The 17,264-nt window shown below is 61.8% G+C and carries 11 protein-coding genes; 7 read left to right on the top strand and 4 right to left on the bottom strand.

What is annotated here, in order from left to right:
- Positions 1 to 153 precede the first annotated feature (153 nt).
- On the bottom strand, positions 154 to 2,358 hold the full coding sequence (locus tag H162_RS0119135) for an OsmC domain/YcaO domain-containing protein (RefSeq protein WP_020655103.1): 2,205 nt from the start codon (positions 2,356 to 2,358) through the stop codon (positions 154 to 156).
- A gap of 609 nt (positions 2,359 to 2,967) precedes the next feature.
- On the opposite strand from H162_RS0119135, the gene H162_RS0119130 reads away from it, so the two are divergent.
- Complete coding sequence (locus H162_RS0119130; RefSeq protein ID WP_020655102.1) at positions 2,968 to 4,029, top strand: hypothetical protein; 1,062 nt, start codon at positions 2,968 to 2,970, stop codon at positions 4,027 to 4,029.
- Here H162_RS0119130 and sbcB read toward each other — a convergent pair.
- From sbcB to H162_RS0119115, 3 genes are all read right to left on the bottom strand, one after another.
- Complete coding sequence (gene sbcB / locus H162_RS31295) at positions 4,010 to 5,608, bottom strand: exodeoxyribonuclease I (RefSeq protein ID WP_084677065.1); 1,599 nt, start codon at positions 5,606 to 5,608, stop codon at positions 4,010 to 4,012. The genes H162_RS0119130 and sbcB overlap by 20 nt on opposite strands.
- Positions 5,609 to 5,740: 132 nt before the next feature.
- Positions 5,741 to 6,607, bottom strand: a complete 867-nt coding sequence (locus H162_RS0119120) for an ADP-polyphosphate phosphotransferase (protein WP_026354836.1) — start codon at positions 6,605 to 6,607, stop codon at positions 5,741 to 5,743.
- A 337-nt stretch (positions 6,608 to 6,944) separates the two neighbouring features.
- Positions 6,945 to 8,288: an ATP-binding protein gene (locus H162_RS0119115; protein ID WP_020655099.1), complete on the bottom strand. Its 1,344-nt coding sequence runs from the start codon at positions 8,286 to 8,288 to the stop codon at positions 6,945 to 6,947.
- Between the two features lie 371 nt (positions 8,289 to 8,659).
- Between H162_RS0119115 and H162_RS0119110 the strand changes: the two genes are divergently transcribed.
- The 6 genes from H162_RS0119110 (at position 8,660) to H162_RS0119075 (ending at position 17,001) form a co-directional block, all read left to right on the top strand.
- On the top strand, positions 8,660 to 9,934 hold the full coding sequence (locus H162_RS0119110) for a dicarboxylate/amino acid:cation symporter (RefSeq protein ID WP_020655098.1): 1,275 nt from the start codon (positions 8,660 to 8,662) through the stop codon (positions 9,932 to 9,934).
- Between the two features lie 23 nt (positions 9,935 to 9,957).
- A complete protein-coding gene (locus H162_RS0119105) occupies positions 9,958 to 10,944 on the top strand; it encodes a porin (RefSeq protein WP_020655097.1) in 987 nt (328 codons plus the stop codon).
- A gap of 33 nt (positions 10,945 to 10,977) precedes the next feature.
- The gene (locus H162_RS0119100) at positions 10,978 to 12,912 is read left to right on the top strand and encodes a sensor histidine kinase (protein WP_020655096.1); all 1,935 of its coding nucleotides are present in this window, start codon (positions 10,978 to 10,980) and stop codon (positions 12,910 to 12,912) included.
- Positions 12,909 to 14,261 carry a sigma-54-dependent transcriptional regulator gene (locus H162_RS0119095; protein WP_026354835.1) on the top strand — a complete coding sequence of 451 codons (1,353 nt, stop codon included), beginning with the start codon at positions 12,909 to 12,911 and terminating at the stop codon, positions 14,259 to 14,261. Before H162_RS0119100 ends, H162_RS0119095 begins: the two co-directional genes overlap by 4 nt.
- Before the next feature lie 958 nt (positions 14,262 to 15,219).
- Entirely contained in the window at positions 15,220 to 16,641 is a 1,422-nt protein-coding gene (locus tag H162_RS31290) for a PxKF domain-containing protein (protein ID WP_084677064.1), read from the top strand.
- Positions 16,642 to 16,722: 81 nt separating this feature from the next.
- On the top strand, positions 16,723 to 17,001 hold the full coding sequence (locus H162_RS0119075; RefSeq protein ID WP_020655092.1) for a hypothetical protein: 279 nt from the start codon (positions 16,723 to 16,725) through the stop codon (positions 16,999 to 17,001).
- Positions 17,002 to 17,264 lie beyond the last annotated feature (263 nt).

The following is a 17,264-nucleotide window of genomic DNA, read 5'->3' as shown; positions in this document are numbered from 1 at the left end:
AAGACGGGCGCCCCTGGATTCGCCGCCAGAAGCCTTTGCAAGGCCGGCGGATCCATGGGCTCGAGGAAGTAGTGATGGCAGCCTGGGGCTTGTGCCTGGACCTTCAATGCCGGCGTCGACACGGATTCGCAACGCCAGCCATGCCTGGTATCCCTACCTGGAGCTAGCCGCCGCAGCGGCCCGCGCCTTATGCAGTTTCTTGTAGCTGTCGATCAGGCGGTGGTGCCTGTCCAGGCCCTCCAGCTTCATGCTCGTCGGCGTCAATCCGAAGAAGCGCACGCTGCCGTCCACCGAGCCGAGCACCGCATCCATCCGGGCGTTGCCATACATCCGGCGGAAATTGACGACGTAATCGTCCAGTTCCAGCTCGTCATCGAGCACCACTTCCAGCACCACATTCAAGGCCTGGTAGAACAGCCGGCGCTCGACGGTGTTGTCGTTGTATTGCAGGAAGGCGCCCACCAGGTCGTGCGCCTCCTCGAACTGCTGCAAGGCAAGGTTAATCAGCAGCCTCAACTCGAGAACCGTCAGCTGCCCCCAGTCGGTATTCTCGTCAAATTCGATGCCGATCAAGGTGGCGATGTCGGAGTACTCATCCAGCTCATTGTTTTCCAGGCGCTCCAGCAGCGTCGCCAGGCTGGCGTCGTCCAGGCGATGCAGGTTCAGGATATCGGCACGGAACAGCAGCGCCTTGTTCGTGTTATCCCAGATCAAGTCTTCGACCGGGTAGATTTCCGAATAACCGGGCACCAGGATCCGGCAGGCCACGGCGCCCAGCTGGTCGTACACCGCCATGTAGGCCTCTTTGCCCATGTCTTCGAGGAGGCCGAGCAAGGTCGCGGCTTCCTCCGCATTGGAGTTTTCGCCCCGACCGGAAAAATCCCACTCGACAAAATCGAAATCCGCCCTGGCGCTGAAGAAGCGCCACGACACGACACCGCTGGAATCGATGAAGTGCTCGACGAAGTTGTAGGGTTCGGTGACGGCGTTACTTTCGAAGGTGGGCTGCGGCAAGTCGTTCAAGCCTTCGAAACTGCGACCCTGCAGCAATTCCGTCAGGCTCCGTTCCAGCGCCACCTCGAAGCTCGGGTGCGCGCCGAACGAGGCAAAGACCCCGCCTGTGCGCGGGTTCATCAAGGTGACGCACATCACCGGGTAGGTCCCGCCCAGCGACGCGTCCTTGACCAGCACCGGGAAGCCCTGCTCTTCCAAGCCCTTGATCCCGGCCAGGATGCCAGGGTATTTCGCCAGCACTTCCTGCGGCACATCGGGCAAGGCGAGTTCGCCTTCCAGGATTTCGCGCTTGACCGCCCGTTCGAAAATCTCGGACAGGCATTGCACCTGCGCCTCGGCCAGCATATTACCGGCACTCATGCCGTTGCTGACATAGAGGTTTTCGACCAGGTTGGTCGGGAAATACACCACCTCGCCGTCCGAATGCCGCACGTAGGGCAGCGAGCAGATACCGCGCTCGACATTCCCGGAGTTGGTGTCGATCAGGTGCGAACCACGCAGCTCGCCGTCGGGATCGTAAATGCCCAGGCAGTACTCGTCGAGGATGCCGGCCGGCAGCGCATCGTCGGGGCCAGGCTGGAACCAGCGCTCATTCGGGTAATGGACAAACGCCGCGTTGGCGATGTCCTCGCCCCAGAACGCGCCCGCGTAGAAGTGATTGCAGTTCAGGCGCTCGATATACTCGCCCAGGGCCGATGCCAAGGCGCTTTCCTTGGTCGCTCCCTTGCCGTTGGTAAAGCACATCGGCGAATGCGCATCCCGGATGTGCAGCGACCACACATTGGGAACGATATTGCGCCACGAAGCGATTTCGATCTTGATGCCCCAGCTCGCCAACATCCCCGACATATTGGCGATGGTTTGCTCCAGGGGCAGATCCTTGCCCGGGATATAGGTACGGGTATCGTCGCCAGGCTGCAGGGTCAGCAGGGCCTGCGCATCGGCATCCAGGTTCTCGACCTCTTCGATCACGAACTCGGGCCCGGTTTGCACCACTTTTTTCACGGTACAACGGTCGATCGAGCGCAGGATACCCTGGCGGTCCTTGTCGGAGATATCCGGCGGCAACTCGACCTGGATCTTGAAAGTCTGCTGGTAACGGTTTTCCGGGTCAACAATATTATTCTGGGACAGGCGAATATTTTCGGTAGGGATATTGCGGGTGTCGCAGTACAACTTCACGAAGTAAGCCGCACACAAGGCCGATGAAGCCAGGAAATAATCGAAGGGGCCAGGCGCCGAGCCATCGCCCTTGTAGCGGATAGGCTGGTCGGCGATCACCGTGAAGTCGTCGAACTTGGCTTCAAGACGCAGCTTATCGAGAAAGTTGACTTTAATTTCCATGAAAGAATTCCAAATTAGTACATAAAACGATTCAAAATATAAAGCCCTGTAAGAACAGGGCTTTATACGTCAACTAAAACGATAAGATATTCGCCTTAGGAAATATCACTCCCACTCGAATATCGATGGCTTCAGCTAAATAGTTGAAATGCTTGAGTTTTTGTCGACGCTGGCAAGGCGATACCATGCACCATACCACGTTTGCCTGGTGAGCCTAGCGCAAGGCGATAGCTCGTGCAGGCAGGAACGAGCTCCCATCCGGGCGCCGTCGCAGCTCTGCTGCTGACCTGCATGAGGCGGAGCCCGCTCGACACAGGCCGTCGGGAACCGGACGGGTACGGAAGATCGACTGGACCTGCTCGGCCCTCAAGCAGGCGATAGGCATGCATGTTACCACGGCGCCATCATCTTATTCAGCCTCCGTAGACGCTCGCGTGGCCGCAGGCCTGTCAGTCCCTGCCTTCCTGTGTCCATCTGTTCGACCCGCACAGGCGCTATCGAAACAGGCGCGGCATGGGCGCCGTGACGGCCTGGACCAAACGACCATCTTCCCGACAATCGTGTATCGTTCTCAACATAGATAGAGGTATCTTCCAGGGACGAGCGAGCATGAAGCGGAAAGCGAATCCGGCGGACGTCTCGAAGCCCCAACTTGAACTTCCGTTCGGCCAGCAAGGCGCGGCACGGGACCTGTCTTATTACATCGGCCTGTGCAAGGTATTCGCGGCTTACCACAAGCGGTGGCCGACCGCAGATTCGACCCGTGAGGAATTCAGGGCAGCGCGCCTCCAGGAATATGACGGCCAGCGAATCGACCGGGAGCTACGCTTTCCCGGTCCAGAACTGGAAGCCGATCCTGCATACCGGGAACTGTGGGAACGCTGCCTGGCCGACGGCGCCACCGACGGCGTCAGCCTGAGCGCCCTGGATCCGCGCTATCGCACTGTCCTCAGGGAGAGCGATATCGCCGACCTGTTCGATACCATCGCGCTGCCGGGCCGGGCAGGACCTGGTGCGGTGCGCTACGCGACAGGCGTTCCCGCGCATGCTCACGGAGAGCTGACACTGCAGCTCGGGGAAACCCTGCGCGCGCGGGCGCTACGGCGCGCAGGACTCGATCCGGACGCTCCCCGGGTGCTCGCGAACAGCTTCTCCGTGCGTGTCCAGGCGACCGACGCACTGAAAGCCTTCATCGATCGCATCGGCGTACGCCATCCGCCCGCGCATGAGCGGCTCGCCGACTTCTACCTGCTGGATGCCAGCGACCAAGGGCGCTTGTACATCAAATACCAGGTGCTGGCCGGCGTCCGGTACGCCGGCAGGTTCGACGCCGATCGGCTGGCACGGACGCTCGCATCCATCTACGCTGCCGACCCGAACCTCGCCGCGCTGCGCGACACTACCGCGCCGAGCAAGCCGGCGGCCCCAGGCACTCCAGCCGCACCCGCCCCGCACAGCGAGGAGGAGTTCAGGGAGCAACTTGCCATGCTCGCGCCAGAAGGCCAGAGCCTGAGGCTGCCGATCCAGCACCTGAGCCGGTTCGCCGACATCAGGCGCGCGCTGGAAAAGGCAGGAGGCTTATACAGCACCAGCAAGCAGCAGTTCGACTTCGAAGAGGGAGTCGACCCAGCCGTTGTCGTCGAGCGGCTGGTCAACGGCGGCGCGACCTGACGCGACGCGTGGCTGGGGTCAGGTCCTGGCCGCCGAAGAGGTCGGGCTGGACCGGCACGGGCGCCGGTGTCGCCACCGCGGCCTCTACAGGCGTCTCCAGTGCGGGCGCCGGCGCAACGGTTTCATAGGGATCGATCACGGCCGCCATGCTGTTCGTGTAGGCAAGTACGTCCTCAAGTACCCTGTATTTGGCGGGGTCGACAGGCTCGGTCGACTCGGACAGCGCCTGCCGGCACCGGGCGACCGATTCACGGACCATCGATACCGTGCGGCTGCCGGAATGGCCCGTGATGAGCTTGCGGAAGCGATGCTCTTCCCACTTGTCCAGTTCGCGCGACGACAGCGACGCCGGATAATGGCGTGCCTTGTAGCGCAGGAACAGGTCAGCGAGCCTGGGATCGCTGAAGGCCGGCTTTGCCGTTGCCAGGCCGGCCGAATCCATCGCTCGCAAGTGATCGAGCGCGCGCCGGTCGTCGTTGCCGACAAAGCCCTCGTAGAGCGCTTCTTCGGCGTCGCACTCGAGCGGATCACGAGCGTAGACGACCTGCAACAGACTGGGCAGGTCTAGCGCGTCGAGTACTCCCAGCATGACAGGCACGTTGGCCAGCGCCGCCCCCAGGTCGACGCCCAGTTCAGCGGCCCGCTCGCGCGACAGGGCGCTCAGGTTCTTCAATACCGCCGGCGACTTGTTCGCAGCGATACTCTGGATCGGCATGGGATCGAAGTCTTCCGGACGGTCCTCGGGCTTGCTGAACTGCCGTCTGCGCATGGTTTCGGCGTCAATATCGAGCAGCTGGCGCGGGTCCTTGGACAAGTCCCAGGCAATCACCTCGTTCCTGTTGGTGGGATGCAGGGCGATCGGCATCATGATGCGGATGCCGGCTGCCTCGGTCGCACCGCGGCCGACATGGATGAACGGGCTCTTCAGCGTCACATCCATTTCCTGCATTGCCCGGGTCTTGTCGCGCATCGAGAAATAATGGGCATACAGCTGAGGCTGACGTTCCTTGATGTGACGCGCAAGAGCGATCGTGGCGGCCACATCGGACAGAGCGTCGTGCGCTGATTCGTGAAGTAATCCGTTGGCTGCAGTCAGACGCTCGAGCTCGAAGGACAGCTTGCCCTTGTCGTCGTGCGGCCATTCCAGTGTCTCCGGGCGCAGCGCATAGGTGGCGCGCACGACCTGGATCAGGTCCCATCTGCCGCATCCGTCCTTCCACTCGCGCGCATACGGATCCATCAGGTTCCGCCAGAGCATGAAGCGCGTGACTTCGTCGTCGAAAGCGATCGAGTTGTAGCCAAGACCGATCGTCCCCGGCGTACTCAGCTCACGATGGACTTCTTCGACAAACTGCAGTTCGGGCAAGCCTGCCTCTTCGCATAGCTGGGGTGTGGTGCCAGTAAGGAGGCAGGCGATCGGATCGGGCAAATGGTCGGGCGAAGGCTTGCAATACAAGGTCTTGGGCTGGCCGATGATGTTCAGGTCGAGGTCCGTGCGGACGCAGGCGAACTGCACAGGGCGGTCGCGGCCTGGATCCGTTCCTGTCGTCTCATAATCGAAGACCAACAAACTGTTCATGCGAGCCTCGCGGAATCGAGCACCTGGACATTATAGGCGCGCGAGGCATGCCACCCATGCACGGCAGCGCTCTGCGCGTGGCCCCCATCCTTCGTCCGGCAGCCGGCAAGGCAATCAACAGCGTTCGGGAGTTCATTCAAGGAGACGATTGCGGATCGCCTGCAATTCCTGTCGCCGTTTCGCGCTCGTTTGTGGATACCTCAGCTTGAGTCCCTTCAGCGTGTCAAGGACGATCCGGGATACGATGAGTCGGGCGTTCTTTTTGTCATCGGCGGGAACAACATGCCACGGGCAATCGCTTGTGCTCGTCCTGCTGATGCATTCCTCATAGGCCTTCATGTAGGCTTTCCAGAATTTCCGCTCCTCGATGTCGGCCAGACTGAATTTCCAGTTCTTTTCCGGGTCGTCTATCCGCTTTAAAAGACGCTTCGTCTGCTCTTCCGGCGAGATATGCAGGAAGAATTTGATGATCCGGGTTCCGTTAACGAAGAGGTGACGCTCCAGGTTCCTGATCGAACGATAGCGGTCATGCCAGATTGTCTTGTCGCGGACGGCGACGGGCAGCCCTTCGCTGCGCAGGATCTCCGGATGCACGCGTGCGATCAGCACCTCCTCGTAATAGGAACGGTTGAATATGCCGATTCGCCCACGTTCAGGCAGGTCAACGGTAGTGCGCCAAAGAAAGTCGTGCTGCAGTTCCGTTGCCGTTGGATGCTTGTAGCTGAAGACCTGGCAGCCTTGCGGATTGACTCCTGACATGACATGTTTGATGGCGCCGTCTTTTCCTGCCGCATCCATTGCCTGGAAGATCAGCAGGATCGCAAAACTGTTTGATGCATAGAGAAGTTGCTGCTGCGCGCTCAGTTGGGTAACGTGTTCTTCGAGAAGTTTGCGATATTGCTTCTTCGATCTGTAAACATGGGCCACATTGGTCGGAAAGGTGCGGAGGTCCACGTCGCGCCCTTTTGATACGCTGAAATGATGTGAATCACGTTTCATCTGTGTCCTTTCAGTGGTTCCGATAGGCCATGCCAAGAATGCAAACGGACTACTTGCCTCGACGGACTTCCCGTCAAGGCTCAAGGTCTTCAAGGGTTCACGACGTCAGTAGCCAACGGCCACGGTCCTGCGCACATCCAGTGTACTCGCCAGCGAGTTTCTATTCATGGGTTCTGTCGCGCTGCTGATCCGAGGTCGAAATATGGCCGATCGATGGCCGCGTCGCCTCCATTCTGAAAGGTCGTGTGTGGTGATGACGGTGTCTGGCAAGCGTGTTGACACAGCCTGGATCATTGCGAACGTGCAGGCATGCCGCAAGTAGCTCCGGTGACCGAGCTCATTCGCGGCGCTCGACATACAAGGGTAATTGCACGGTAAACGCGCTCCCCTTCCCCTCTCCGGCGCTGTATGCCGTCACGGTCCCCTCATGCGCTTCGACCAGGCTCTTCACCAGGGCCAAGCCCAGGCCCAGGCCACCGGCGGTACGGTCGGACGAGAGTTCCGCCTGCACGTAAAGGTCGAACAGGCGTGGCATGAGCTCCGCGCTGATGCCCCTGCCATTGTCCGATACTCGCAGCAGGGCAAACGGCCCGCGTTTTTCCAGGACGATGCAGATTAGACCGCCGCCATGGGTGTAGCGTATGGCGTTGCCGAGGAGGTTGCTCAGCACTTGAACCAGGCGTGTGCGGTCGCCCAGCACCAACAGGCTGTCGCGCCCAAGTTGCTGTTCGATGCGATGTTGCTTCAGTCCAGCGGCAGATTGCACTTGCTCGACGGCCGCAGCCACGACCTCGGCCAGTTCCACCTGCGCCATATCGAGCTGCACCAGGCCGCGGCTGACTCGCGAGACGTCCAGCAGGTCTTCCACCAGCCTGCTCATGTGGGCGACTTGACGGCTGATCAGTTCACCCATCTGATTGGCGCGCTCCGGGGTGACGCCCGCCGGCTGGAGCAGCTTGGCGGCCATGCCGGCGGCCGACAGCGGGCCGCGGAGTTCGTGGCTGAGGGTAGCCAGGAACTCGTCCTTGCTACGGTCGGCTTGCTGCAGGGCGACGGCTTTGTCGTCGAGCAAATCGTTCAGCGCTTCAATGTTGCGATTTCTTTCTTCCAGACGGGCGGTGACAAGTAGCAACTCATCCTGCTGCGCCTGCAAGGCGCTAAGCGCATCGGTCAATTCGCGGTTCTGCTGCCGCGCTTCCGACAAAGCCGCCTGATGCGGCAGCGGCGCGAACTGCTCAATGATGGAACGGAAGGCGCCGGCACTCGTGAACGTCGCTTGTGGCGGAAACCGCTTGCCGACTGTAATTCGGGTGCCCGCCGCGCTGCTGGCGATCTCGAAATGTTCCATGAGACGCTGCGCCGACAAAATGCCCATGCCCATCCCTGACGTCGAGCGGTAATTTCCCGACAGGATCTTTTCAAGGTCGGCGATCCCGGCTCCCTGGTCTTCCAAGGTGATTAATAATTGCTGGGGCGCAGCAGCGCCGTCGACGGCAAACGACACTGCGCCGGAGCCAGCGTAGTTAAAGATGTTGCGGGCCAGTTCAGAGACGACGGTGCTGATGCGCGCCTGATCGAGGACGGCAAAGCCGCAGGCTGCGGCGATCTGGCGCGCTCGCTGGCGCGCGGCAATAACATCAAACTCGGTGACGACACCAAGTGTCAGTATTTTCTCAATCATGCGAGCTGGGGTGGGGGATCACGGAAGGAGCTCTACAAGAGACAGGGAGTTATAAGCCATCAGAATTGAAACGTAAATTGTCATTTCTGGTAAGAATTATACCCTGTCTGGATATCCTGCTGACCTGAATGTTTGACCGGCCAGCAGGCTATGCCTGTCACTTGCCGTGGCGCCATGCAGCCCGGCCGTCCAACTTCTTGGACCGGCGATCGCAGTCCAGTCCAATTCCTCATACGCCTTTGCGCCTCACCGTCACAAATTTCTCATTAAAACAACAACTTAGCAATTCGAATCGGATAGGCACAGCGCTTGCTCTTAATGAGCCACCTCCGCGGTGGCTTACCGCGGTTTCTACAATAACGGAGACTGCAATGCAGAAAAAGCGCCCCCTGACTCTCTATATCCTGATCGCGATGCTGCTCGGTATCGCGGTCGGCTATGCCTGTCACACCGTCTTCCCCGACAAAAAAATCACCAGCGACATTTCAGCCCACATCTCACTGGTGACCGATATCTTCCTGCGCCTGATCAAGATGATCATCGCGCTGCTGGTGTTCTCCACGCTGACCATCGGCATCGCCAATCTGGCGGACGGCAAGGCCGCCGGCCGCATCGGCGCCAAAGCGTTCGCCTGGTTCGTGCTGGCTTCGCTGGTATCGCTGGCGCTGGGAATGTTCCTGTCCAACCTGCTTCAGCTCGGCAGCAACCTCGGCTTGCCGCTGCCCGCCGCCGACGCCAGCACCGGCCTGAAAACCGCGGCATTCACGCTCAAGGACTTTGTCTCGCACGTCGTGCCCAAGTCGCCGATCGAGGCGATGGCCAACAATGAAATCCTGCAGGTACTGGTGTTCTCCATCTTCTTCGGCTCCGCGCTCGGCGCGCTGGGCGAGTCCGGCAAACGCCTGGTGGGCGTGGTGGACGAGCTGGCGCAAGTGATGCTGCGTATTACCGGCGCCATCATGCACATGGCACCGCTGGCGGTGTTCGCCGCCATGGCGTCGGTCGTCACCACCAACGGACTGGGAATCCTGGCGACTTTCGCCAAGTTCATGGGCGGCTTCTATCTGGGCCTGTTCTGCCTGTGGGTGCTGCTGATCGGCGCAGGCTTGCTGGTGCTGGGGCCACGCGTGTTCCGCCTGGTCGGCTTGATCCGCGAACCGTTCCTGCTGGCCTTCTCCACCGCCAGCTCGGAAGCGGCGTATCCGAAGCTGCTGGTGGCGCTCGACAAGTTCGGCGTGCAGCGCCGCATCTCCAGCTTCGTGCTGCCGATGGGATATTCCTTCAACCTGGACGGCTCGATGATGTATTGCACCTTCGCCGTGCTGTTCATCGCCCAGGCTTACGGCATCGACCTGACGCTGGGCACGCAGATCAGCATGCTGCTGCTGCTGATGCTGACCTCCAAAGGCATGGCAGGCGTGCCGCGCGCATCGCTGGTGGTGATCGCCGCTACCCTCACCCAATTCAACATCCCCGAGGCCGGGCTGCTGCTCTTGATGGGGGTCGACCAGTTCCTCGACATGGGGCGCTCGGCCACCAACGCCGTCGGCAACGCCGTGGCCACCGCCGTGGTGGCGAAGTGGGAAGGCGCGCTCGAAGACGGCGCCCCCGCGCGCGACGAACACGCCTACATCCACGCGGCATGAACCGATCACGTTCGGGAGACCCCATGAAATACGCCGCAACGGCCGCGCTGGCATTGGCCTGCGCCGCAGCGCACGCGCAAACCCAAGTGAAGATCTACGGCGTGATGGACGCCGGCCTGGCGGCGGAACACGGCGGCCCGGCCGGCAGCCGCACGGCGATCAGCAGCGGCGTGGCCTCCGGCTCACGGCTGGGCTTCAAAGGCACGGAAGACCTGGGCGGCGGCCTGTCCGCCAACTTCGTGCTGGAAAGCGGCATCAACATCGACACCGGCGCTTCCAGCCAGGGCGGCCTCGCATTCGGCCGCCAGTCGTACGTGGGCCTGAGCGGCGCGTTCGGCAGCCTGAGCGCGGGCCGCCAACTGTCGCCCTACTACAAGACCCTGCGCGACGTGGCCGATCCCTTCGCGGACGGCCTGGCCGGACAGGCCATGAATATCATCGCGGGCAACCGCCGCATGGACAATGCCGTGGTCTACGGTACGCCCACGCTGGCGGGATGGTCGGCCGAGATGGCGTACGGCGCGGGCGAAGTGGCGGGCGACGCCGGCCGCAAGCGCGTGTTCAGCGCCGCGCTGAGCTACGCACCCGGCGCGCTGGCCGTGGTGCTGGCCCACCATCGCCGCGAGGACCCGCTGCTGGCGGACCACCTCAGCAACTCGCTGCTGGCGCTGCGCTACACGCTGGGCGCCGTCACCGCGCACGCGGCCTGGGTGCGCACCCGCGGCCTGGCTGGCGCGGACAGCCATGACGCCTTGCTCGGCCTGTGCTACACGGCCGGTCCGCACCGCGTGGCCGTCTCCGCCATCGCGCATGACGACAGCACCGCCGCCCGGCGCGATGCGCGCCAGTTCGCGGTCGGCTATCTGTACGCGCTGTCGCGCCGCAGCGAGCTGTACACGGCCTACGGCCATATCGGCAACGATAACGGCGCCAGCTTCAAGGTCGGCAACGCTACCGACGACGGCAGCGGCAACGCCGCCTTCAATCTCGGCTTTCGCCACCGGTTCTAGGCAAGCCGCCACCCCGGATTTGCTATAGTGGCCATGATGCCAGCCCCGTCCGATCACATTGCCAGTCCGGCCACCGAGGCCGCAGGCGCGCCGCCGCGCGCGCCGCGCCTGCGGCGGCGCCGGCTCGCGCGCCTGGCCTGGTGCGTGGCGCTGGCGGCGGGCGTGGCGCTGGCCTACGCCGCCTACTGGTGGACCGAGCAAATCAGCATGGACCGGCTGCGCGCGGCGGGTGCGCAGCGTCTCGAAGTGTACGCGGCCAGCCTGGAAAACCTGCTCGACAAGTACGACTTCCTGCCGCATATGCTGGAGCTGGACAAGGACGTGCTGGCCCTGCTGGAACACCCGGGCGACGGCGCGCGCCGGCAGGAAGTGAACAGCTATCTGGAGCGCCTGAGCAAGCAGGCCGGTTCGCGCATCATCTATATCGTCGATCTGCAAGGCCGCACGCTGGCGGCGAGCAACTGGCGGCAAAAGGACAGCTTCGTCGGCGACAACATCGGCTTCCGTCCCTATTTGCAGGACGCGCTGCGCGGCCGCCCGAACGGTTTCTACGGCGTCGGCACCACCAGCGGCGAGCCGGGGTATTTCTACGCGCGCGGCGTTCACCGCGACGGCCGCATGCTGGGCGTGGCCGTGGTGAAGGTGAACATCGAAGAGCAGGAACGCGGCTGGGTGCAAGGCGCGGACAAGGTGATGCTGGCCGACGCCAACGGCGTGCTGTTCCTGTCCTCCGCACCGGCCTGGAAATACCACACGCTGCGCCCGCTGCCCGACAGCGTGCGCGCCCACCTGGAACGGACGCGCCAGTACCACCGCCTGCCGCTGCCGCCACTGCGCTTCAGCGACGAGCAGACGCGCGCCGACGGTACGCGCGTGGTCGCCATCGGCGCGCCCAGGCTGGCCGGCGTCGAAGGTGGCAGCGCGCCGCGCCTGCTGGCGCAAACGCGTTCGCTGGCGCCGCGCAACTGGACCTTCGTCTACCTGTCGGACCTGAGCCAGGCGCGCGCCAACGCGCGCGCGGCGGCGCTGTTCGCCTGTACGGCATATGGCTTCCTGGTGCTGCTTTTCCTGTTTGTGCGCCAGCGCCAGCGCAGCATCCGTCAGCGCCTGCAAGCCAAGGAGCAACTGCAGGAAGCCTACAATAATCTCGAACTGATGGTGGCCGAACGCACCTCCCGGCTGGCGCGCACCACGCAAAGCCTGAGCGAGGAGGTCGACGTGCGGCGCCAGGCAGAGCAGCAACTGCATCGCACGCAGAACGAGCTGTACCAGGCCGGCAAAATGGCCGTGCTGGGCCAGATGTCGGCCAGCATCACGCATGAACTGAACCAGCCGCTGACGGCGCTGCGTACCATGTCCGACAACGCCTTGCTGCTGTTCGAGCGCGGCCGCCTGGATGAAGCGAAGGACAACCTGAAGAAGATCTCGCAGATCGTGGCGCGCATGGGCGGCATCACGGGCAAGCTGAAAAGCTTCGCACGCAAGTCCAGCGCCGAGCTGGCGCCCGTTTCCATCCATACCGCGATCTCGAATGCGCTGGTACTGGTGGAGCGCCGCATGGAACTGGACAAGGTAGCGTTCACGCTCGACATCCGCCAGGCCGACATCTACGCGCTATGCGACAGCAACCGGCTGGAACAAGTCCTGCTGAACCTGATGAGCAATGCGCTCGACGCTCTGGGCATGCTGGAGCGGGGCGCGCGCCGTGCACTCTCCGTGAGCGTGACGGAGACGCCGGAGTCGGTGCTGATCTACGTCTGCGACAGCGGCCCCGGCTTGTCGGACGAAGTGCGTGACCGCTTGTTCGAACCGTTCTTCACCACCAAACCGCAAGGCGAAGGCCTCGGGCTGGGCCTCGCCATTTCGGAACAAATCATCCGCGACTTCGGCGGCAGCCTGCGGGCGGAGCGAGCCAGTGCCGGCGCTTGCTTCGTCATCGAACTCAAGGCGGCATCGGTGGAAACATGATGGATGAGATAGAAGTCTTGCTGGTCGAAGACGACCCGGCCGTGCGCGAAGGCAGCGTCCAGGCGCTGGACCTGGCTGGTTTCACCGTGCGTGGCTTTGACAGCGCCGAACCGGCACGCGACCTGCTGCACGCGCATTGCCGCGCCGTGCTGGTGACGGACGTGCGGCTGCCTGGCATGAGCGGGCTGGAACTGCTGGTCGCCGCCCGCGCCATCGACCCCGCGCTGCCGGTAATCCTGGTCACTGGCCACGGCGACATCTCGATGGCGGTGCAGGCGATGCACGACGGCGCCTATGACTTCATCGAAAAGCCTTACTCGTCCGAGCAACTGGCCGACGTGGTGCGGCGAGCGGCCGATAAACGCCGCTTGCAGCTGGAAGTGCACGAACTGCGCCAGCGCCTGGCGCACACCCAGGGCATCGACGCCGCCCTGCTCGGCAATGCGCCCGCCATGCGTGAGCTGCGTCGCCTGATACTGGAGGTGGCGAGCCAGCCCGCCGATGTGCTGATCCATGGCGAGACCGGCACTGGCAAGGAACTGGTGGCGCGCTGCCTGCACGAGTTCAGCGAACGGGCCGGCCACCATTACGTGGCCGTCAACTGCGGCGCGATACCGGAGACGATATTCGAGAGCGAATTATTTGGCCATGAACCGGGCGCGTTCACGGGCGCGGCCAAGCGCCAGGTGGGCAAGATCGAGCACGCCTCGCAAGGCACGCTGTTCCTGGACGAGATCGAGAGCCTGCCGCTGGCAATGCAGGTCAAGCTGCTGCGCGTGCTGCAGGAGCGCTATATCGAGCGCCTGGGCTCATGCCAGCCGCTGCCGGTGGACGTGCGGGTGATCGCCGCGTCCAAGGCGGACTTGAAGGAGCTGTCGGACAAGGGCCTGTTTCGCAACGACCTGTACTACCGCCTGAATCTGATCGCGCTGGAGATTCCGCCGCTACGCGCGCGGCGCGAGGATATTCCGCTGCTGTTCGAGCACTTCATGCTGGATGCTGCCAGCCGCTATCGGCGCACCGCCCCGCCCGTGTCCGCCGCGCACATGCAGGCGCTGATGCGGCACGACTGGCCGGGCAATGTGCGCGAGCTGCGCAACGCGGCCGACCGCTACGTGCTGGGCCTGAGCGGCGCCCTCCCCGGCGTTCCCGCCGCCGCCGACAGCGTCGACAGTGCACCGGGATCGCTGGCGGACCAGGTCAGCGCGTTCGAACGCGGCCTGATCGAACAGGAACTGCGCAACGCGCGCGGCAACGTCAGCGCCGCCTGCGCGGCACTCGCCTTGCCCAAGCAGACCATGTACCACAAGATGCAGAAGTACGGACTGGCGGCCGAAGATTACCGCTAGCGCGGGGGTGTAGCAGTTCAACTTCCGGCGGTGAAAAGCGAACGGTAATGCTGGAAAACATGGGACTATGTATCGTATTCCTGCTTTTCGGACTGCCCGCTGTGGCTCGGAAACGGATATATCGTGATATTCAGCAGGTGAAGAGAGCGGTTAGTACTGACAACAACTGTAGCGGTAGCGTTTATAGCTGAATGTCATTTCCTTGAGATAGCATGCAGCAATGCCTTCGTTGATCGATGCTCGATCATGACGTTCCTTCAGATGGCGCAGCAGTGCGGCAACGGTGCCGCCTTCTGAGTGCGCCAACTCGCCCAGCGCTTGCTGTTGCTCCGGCCTCCACTTCCTTCAGTCCCTGGCTCAATCGCAAGATACCTTGGGCATGCATGCGAGCCCGGGGATGAAGATGAAAATCCCCATATCCCGCAGCGTCCAGCGCTCAGCATCGGACAACATCAAGAGCTTCATGGCAGCGACTCCTGCGGCAACTCTCCATCTGAATTTAACTCAAGATTTTCGAGGAGCACTTCGCACGTTCAGAACGGGTCATGTTACCGGTAGTGTGCTTTCTAGATGTGCCCGGTTTGATTTATCTACAATGCCATTTCGCAATTTTTTTCTCCCATTTGGGTGATGCTCTTTGCGTTGCCGGGGAATAGTGTTCACTACTCCAGCGCAAGAAATCAGGAGGCCATCATGACCTTCAGTCGACTCCATGCAGCATTGCTTGCCACCATGCTCCTGGGGGATGCGGTGGCGAAGCTGATGATCAATGCGGCACTGTTTCTTCCGATACGACAACTAGGGTAGGTTTTGTGGCCAACCAACTCGCAGGGAAAAGCACATGGGAGAACATCGCGGCTTGTTCACGAGTTGAAGCGATGGCGGGCGTTAATCCTGAAGTTCCTCAGCATACTTATTATCCCGATCGCTGTTTTCATTTGACCCGAAGGAGAAATTGATGTCCCCATCACTTTTACAGCGCCTTCATCGACGTCTCGGCGCTGGCCTAGCCATGGTGGCTTTATGCGCCGGCATGGATGCAACACAGGCGCAAATTCAGTCGACGCCCAATACCCTGTACCGCATAGCCGGCGGTACGCAGGGTACCAACGATGGGACCGGGGCAGCAGCCCAGTTCAATTCGCCCTTTGGGGTTACCAGGAACAGTTTCGACGGAAACCTGTATGTGGCGGATTTTTACAATCATGCCATCCGCAAGATTACTCCGGCCGGAGTGGTCAGCACCTTTGCGGGAACCGCAGGGACAGCCGGCTATTTCGACGCCACGGGCACCTCCGCCCAGTTCAATACGCCAGTGGGCATTACCGCCGACCCGGCAGGCAACCTGTATGTCTCCGAGTACCTCAACAACACGGTGCGGATGATCACGCCGGGTGGGGTCGTCAGCACCATCGCCGGCGCGCCCACGCCCGCCTGCGCCAATATTGATGGTGCCGGCGCAGCCGCACGGTTCTGTGACCCGGTCGGCATCATTTTCACGGCGGGAAGTTTGTATGTCGCCGATACCGGCAACCACACTGTCCGCAAGATCACGCTACCAGCAGGAACGGTCAGCACCTTTGCCGGAACGGGAAGCTGCGGCGTGCTTTGCGATCCCTATGGCATCACGAACGATACGGCAGGCAATTTGTATGTGACCGGATACCATGACAACACCATACGCAAGATCACCCCGGCCGCCAGCGTGAGCCTTGTCGCCGGTGGCGGCGCCTGTGGAAGCAATGACGGCACCGGTGCTGCTGCCCAGTTCTGCCATCCGACCGGCATTGTTGCTGACACGTCGGGCACTTTGTACGTTGCCGACAATACCAACAGCACCATCCGCAAGATCACCTCAAGCGCCGTAGTGAGCACCGTAGTGGGAGCGGCAGGAAACTCTTCCACCACCCTCGGCCCCCTGCCGGGGACGATCGCCGCGCCGTACGGCGTCACGGTGATCGGCGCCAATCAGCTGGCGATGACAACGAATAGCCATGAGGTTCTGGGTGCCAATCTCGGGCCGGCTGCTTTCAACTTTGCCGGATTTTTCCAGCCGGTCGATAATCCGCCGATGGTCAACGTGGTCAAGGCGGGCAGCGCGATACCGGTGAAATTCAGCCTTGGCGGCAATCAAGGATTGAATATCTTCGCTTCAGGATATCCGGCGTCCCAAACGGTGTCTTGCAGCACCTCATTGCCGACAGATGTCATTGAGCAGACAGTCAACCCGGGCGCCAGCACTCTGAGCTATGACCCGGCGTCGGACCGGTACAACTATGTCTGGAAGACCGAAAAAGGATGGTCAAACACCTGCAGGCAACTGACGGTACGCCTGAGTGATAGCACGGATCATACGGCACTGTTTCAGTTTATCCGATAGGAGCGCTGTATCTGCGCCGTCATCGTAATGGCGTTTCCGGCGCGCTGCCTTGAAGGAACGAACTCGGATGAGGAGAAAAAAATGCCAACTATAAGAACACAATGCACCTTCCATCCGCCGGCTGAGCGTGCCGACGACCTGGCGGATAAACAGGCGCGCCTGGCCGCCCAGGCGCCGGTCGAGCGCCGCGCCGCGGCCCAGGCACCCGCCACCGAGCCGCAGGCGGTGGGCGCGCTGCTCGACGCGCTCGCCAGCGAGCTGGCGGTCGCGGTCAGGACCGCACTGCTTGCTGCGCTATTCAAGATCAGCACCGCAGCCCGACTCACACTAACCTGCCTCTCACGAGCCGAGGCAGTTTAGTCCTGGCACATGTTGCATGGATCAGCGGAGGACGTTTGCAAGACTGGACATTGAAAAACGAAGTGTTTGTGACATAAGAAAATCCCCCATTCGAGAATTTTTTCCTAATATCGACGGCGAAGGTAGCGCTGGAACTTTAATGAGAGATTTCTCGAGGGGCCAGACTACACTCACACATAAAATATAATGCGCCGAGTGAACTGAACCTGAAAAATTCGCTCAAATTTCTCGGTTCAGTTCACGGTTTAGCTCAAGTAGGCTTA

It is taken from the genome of Massilia niastensis DSM 21313 (assembly GCF_000382345.1).
Classification (GTDB): Bacteria; Pseudomonadota; Gammaproteobacteria; order Burkholderiales; family Burkholderiaceae_D; genus Telluria; species Telluria niastensis.
This window is presented reverse-complemented; position numbering and strand designations above follow the sequence as displayed.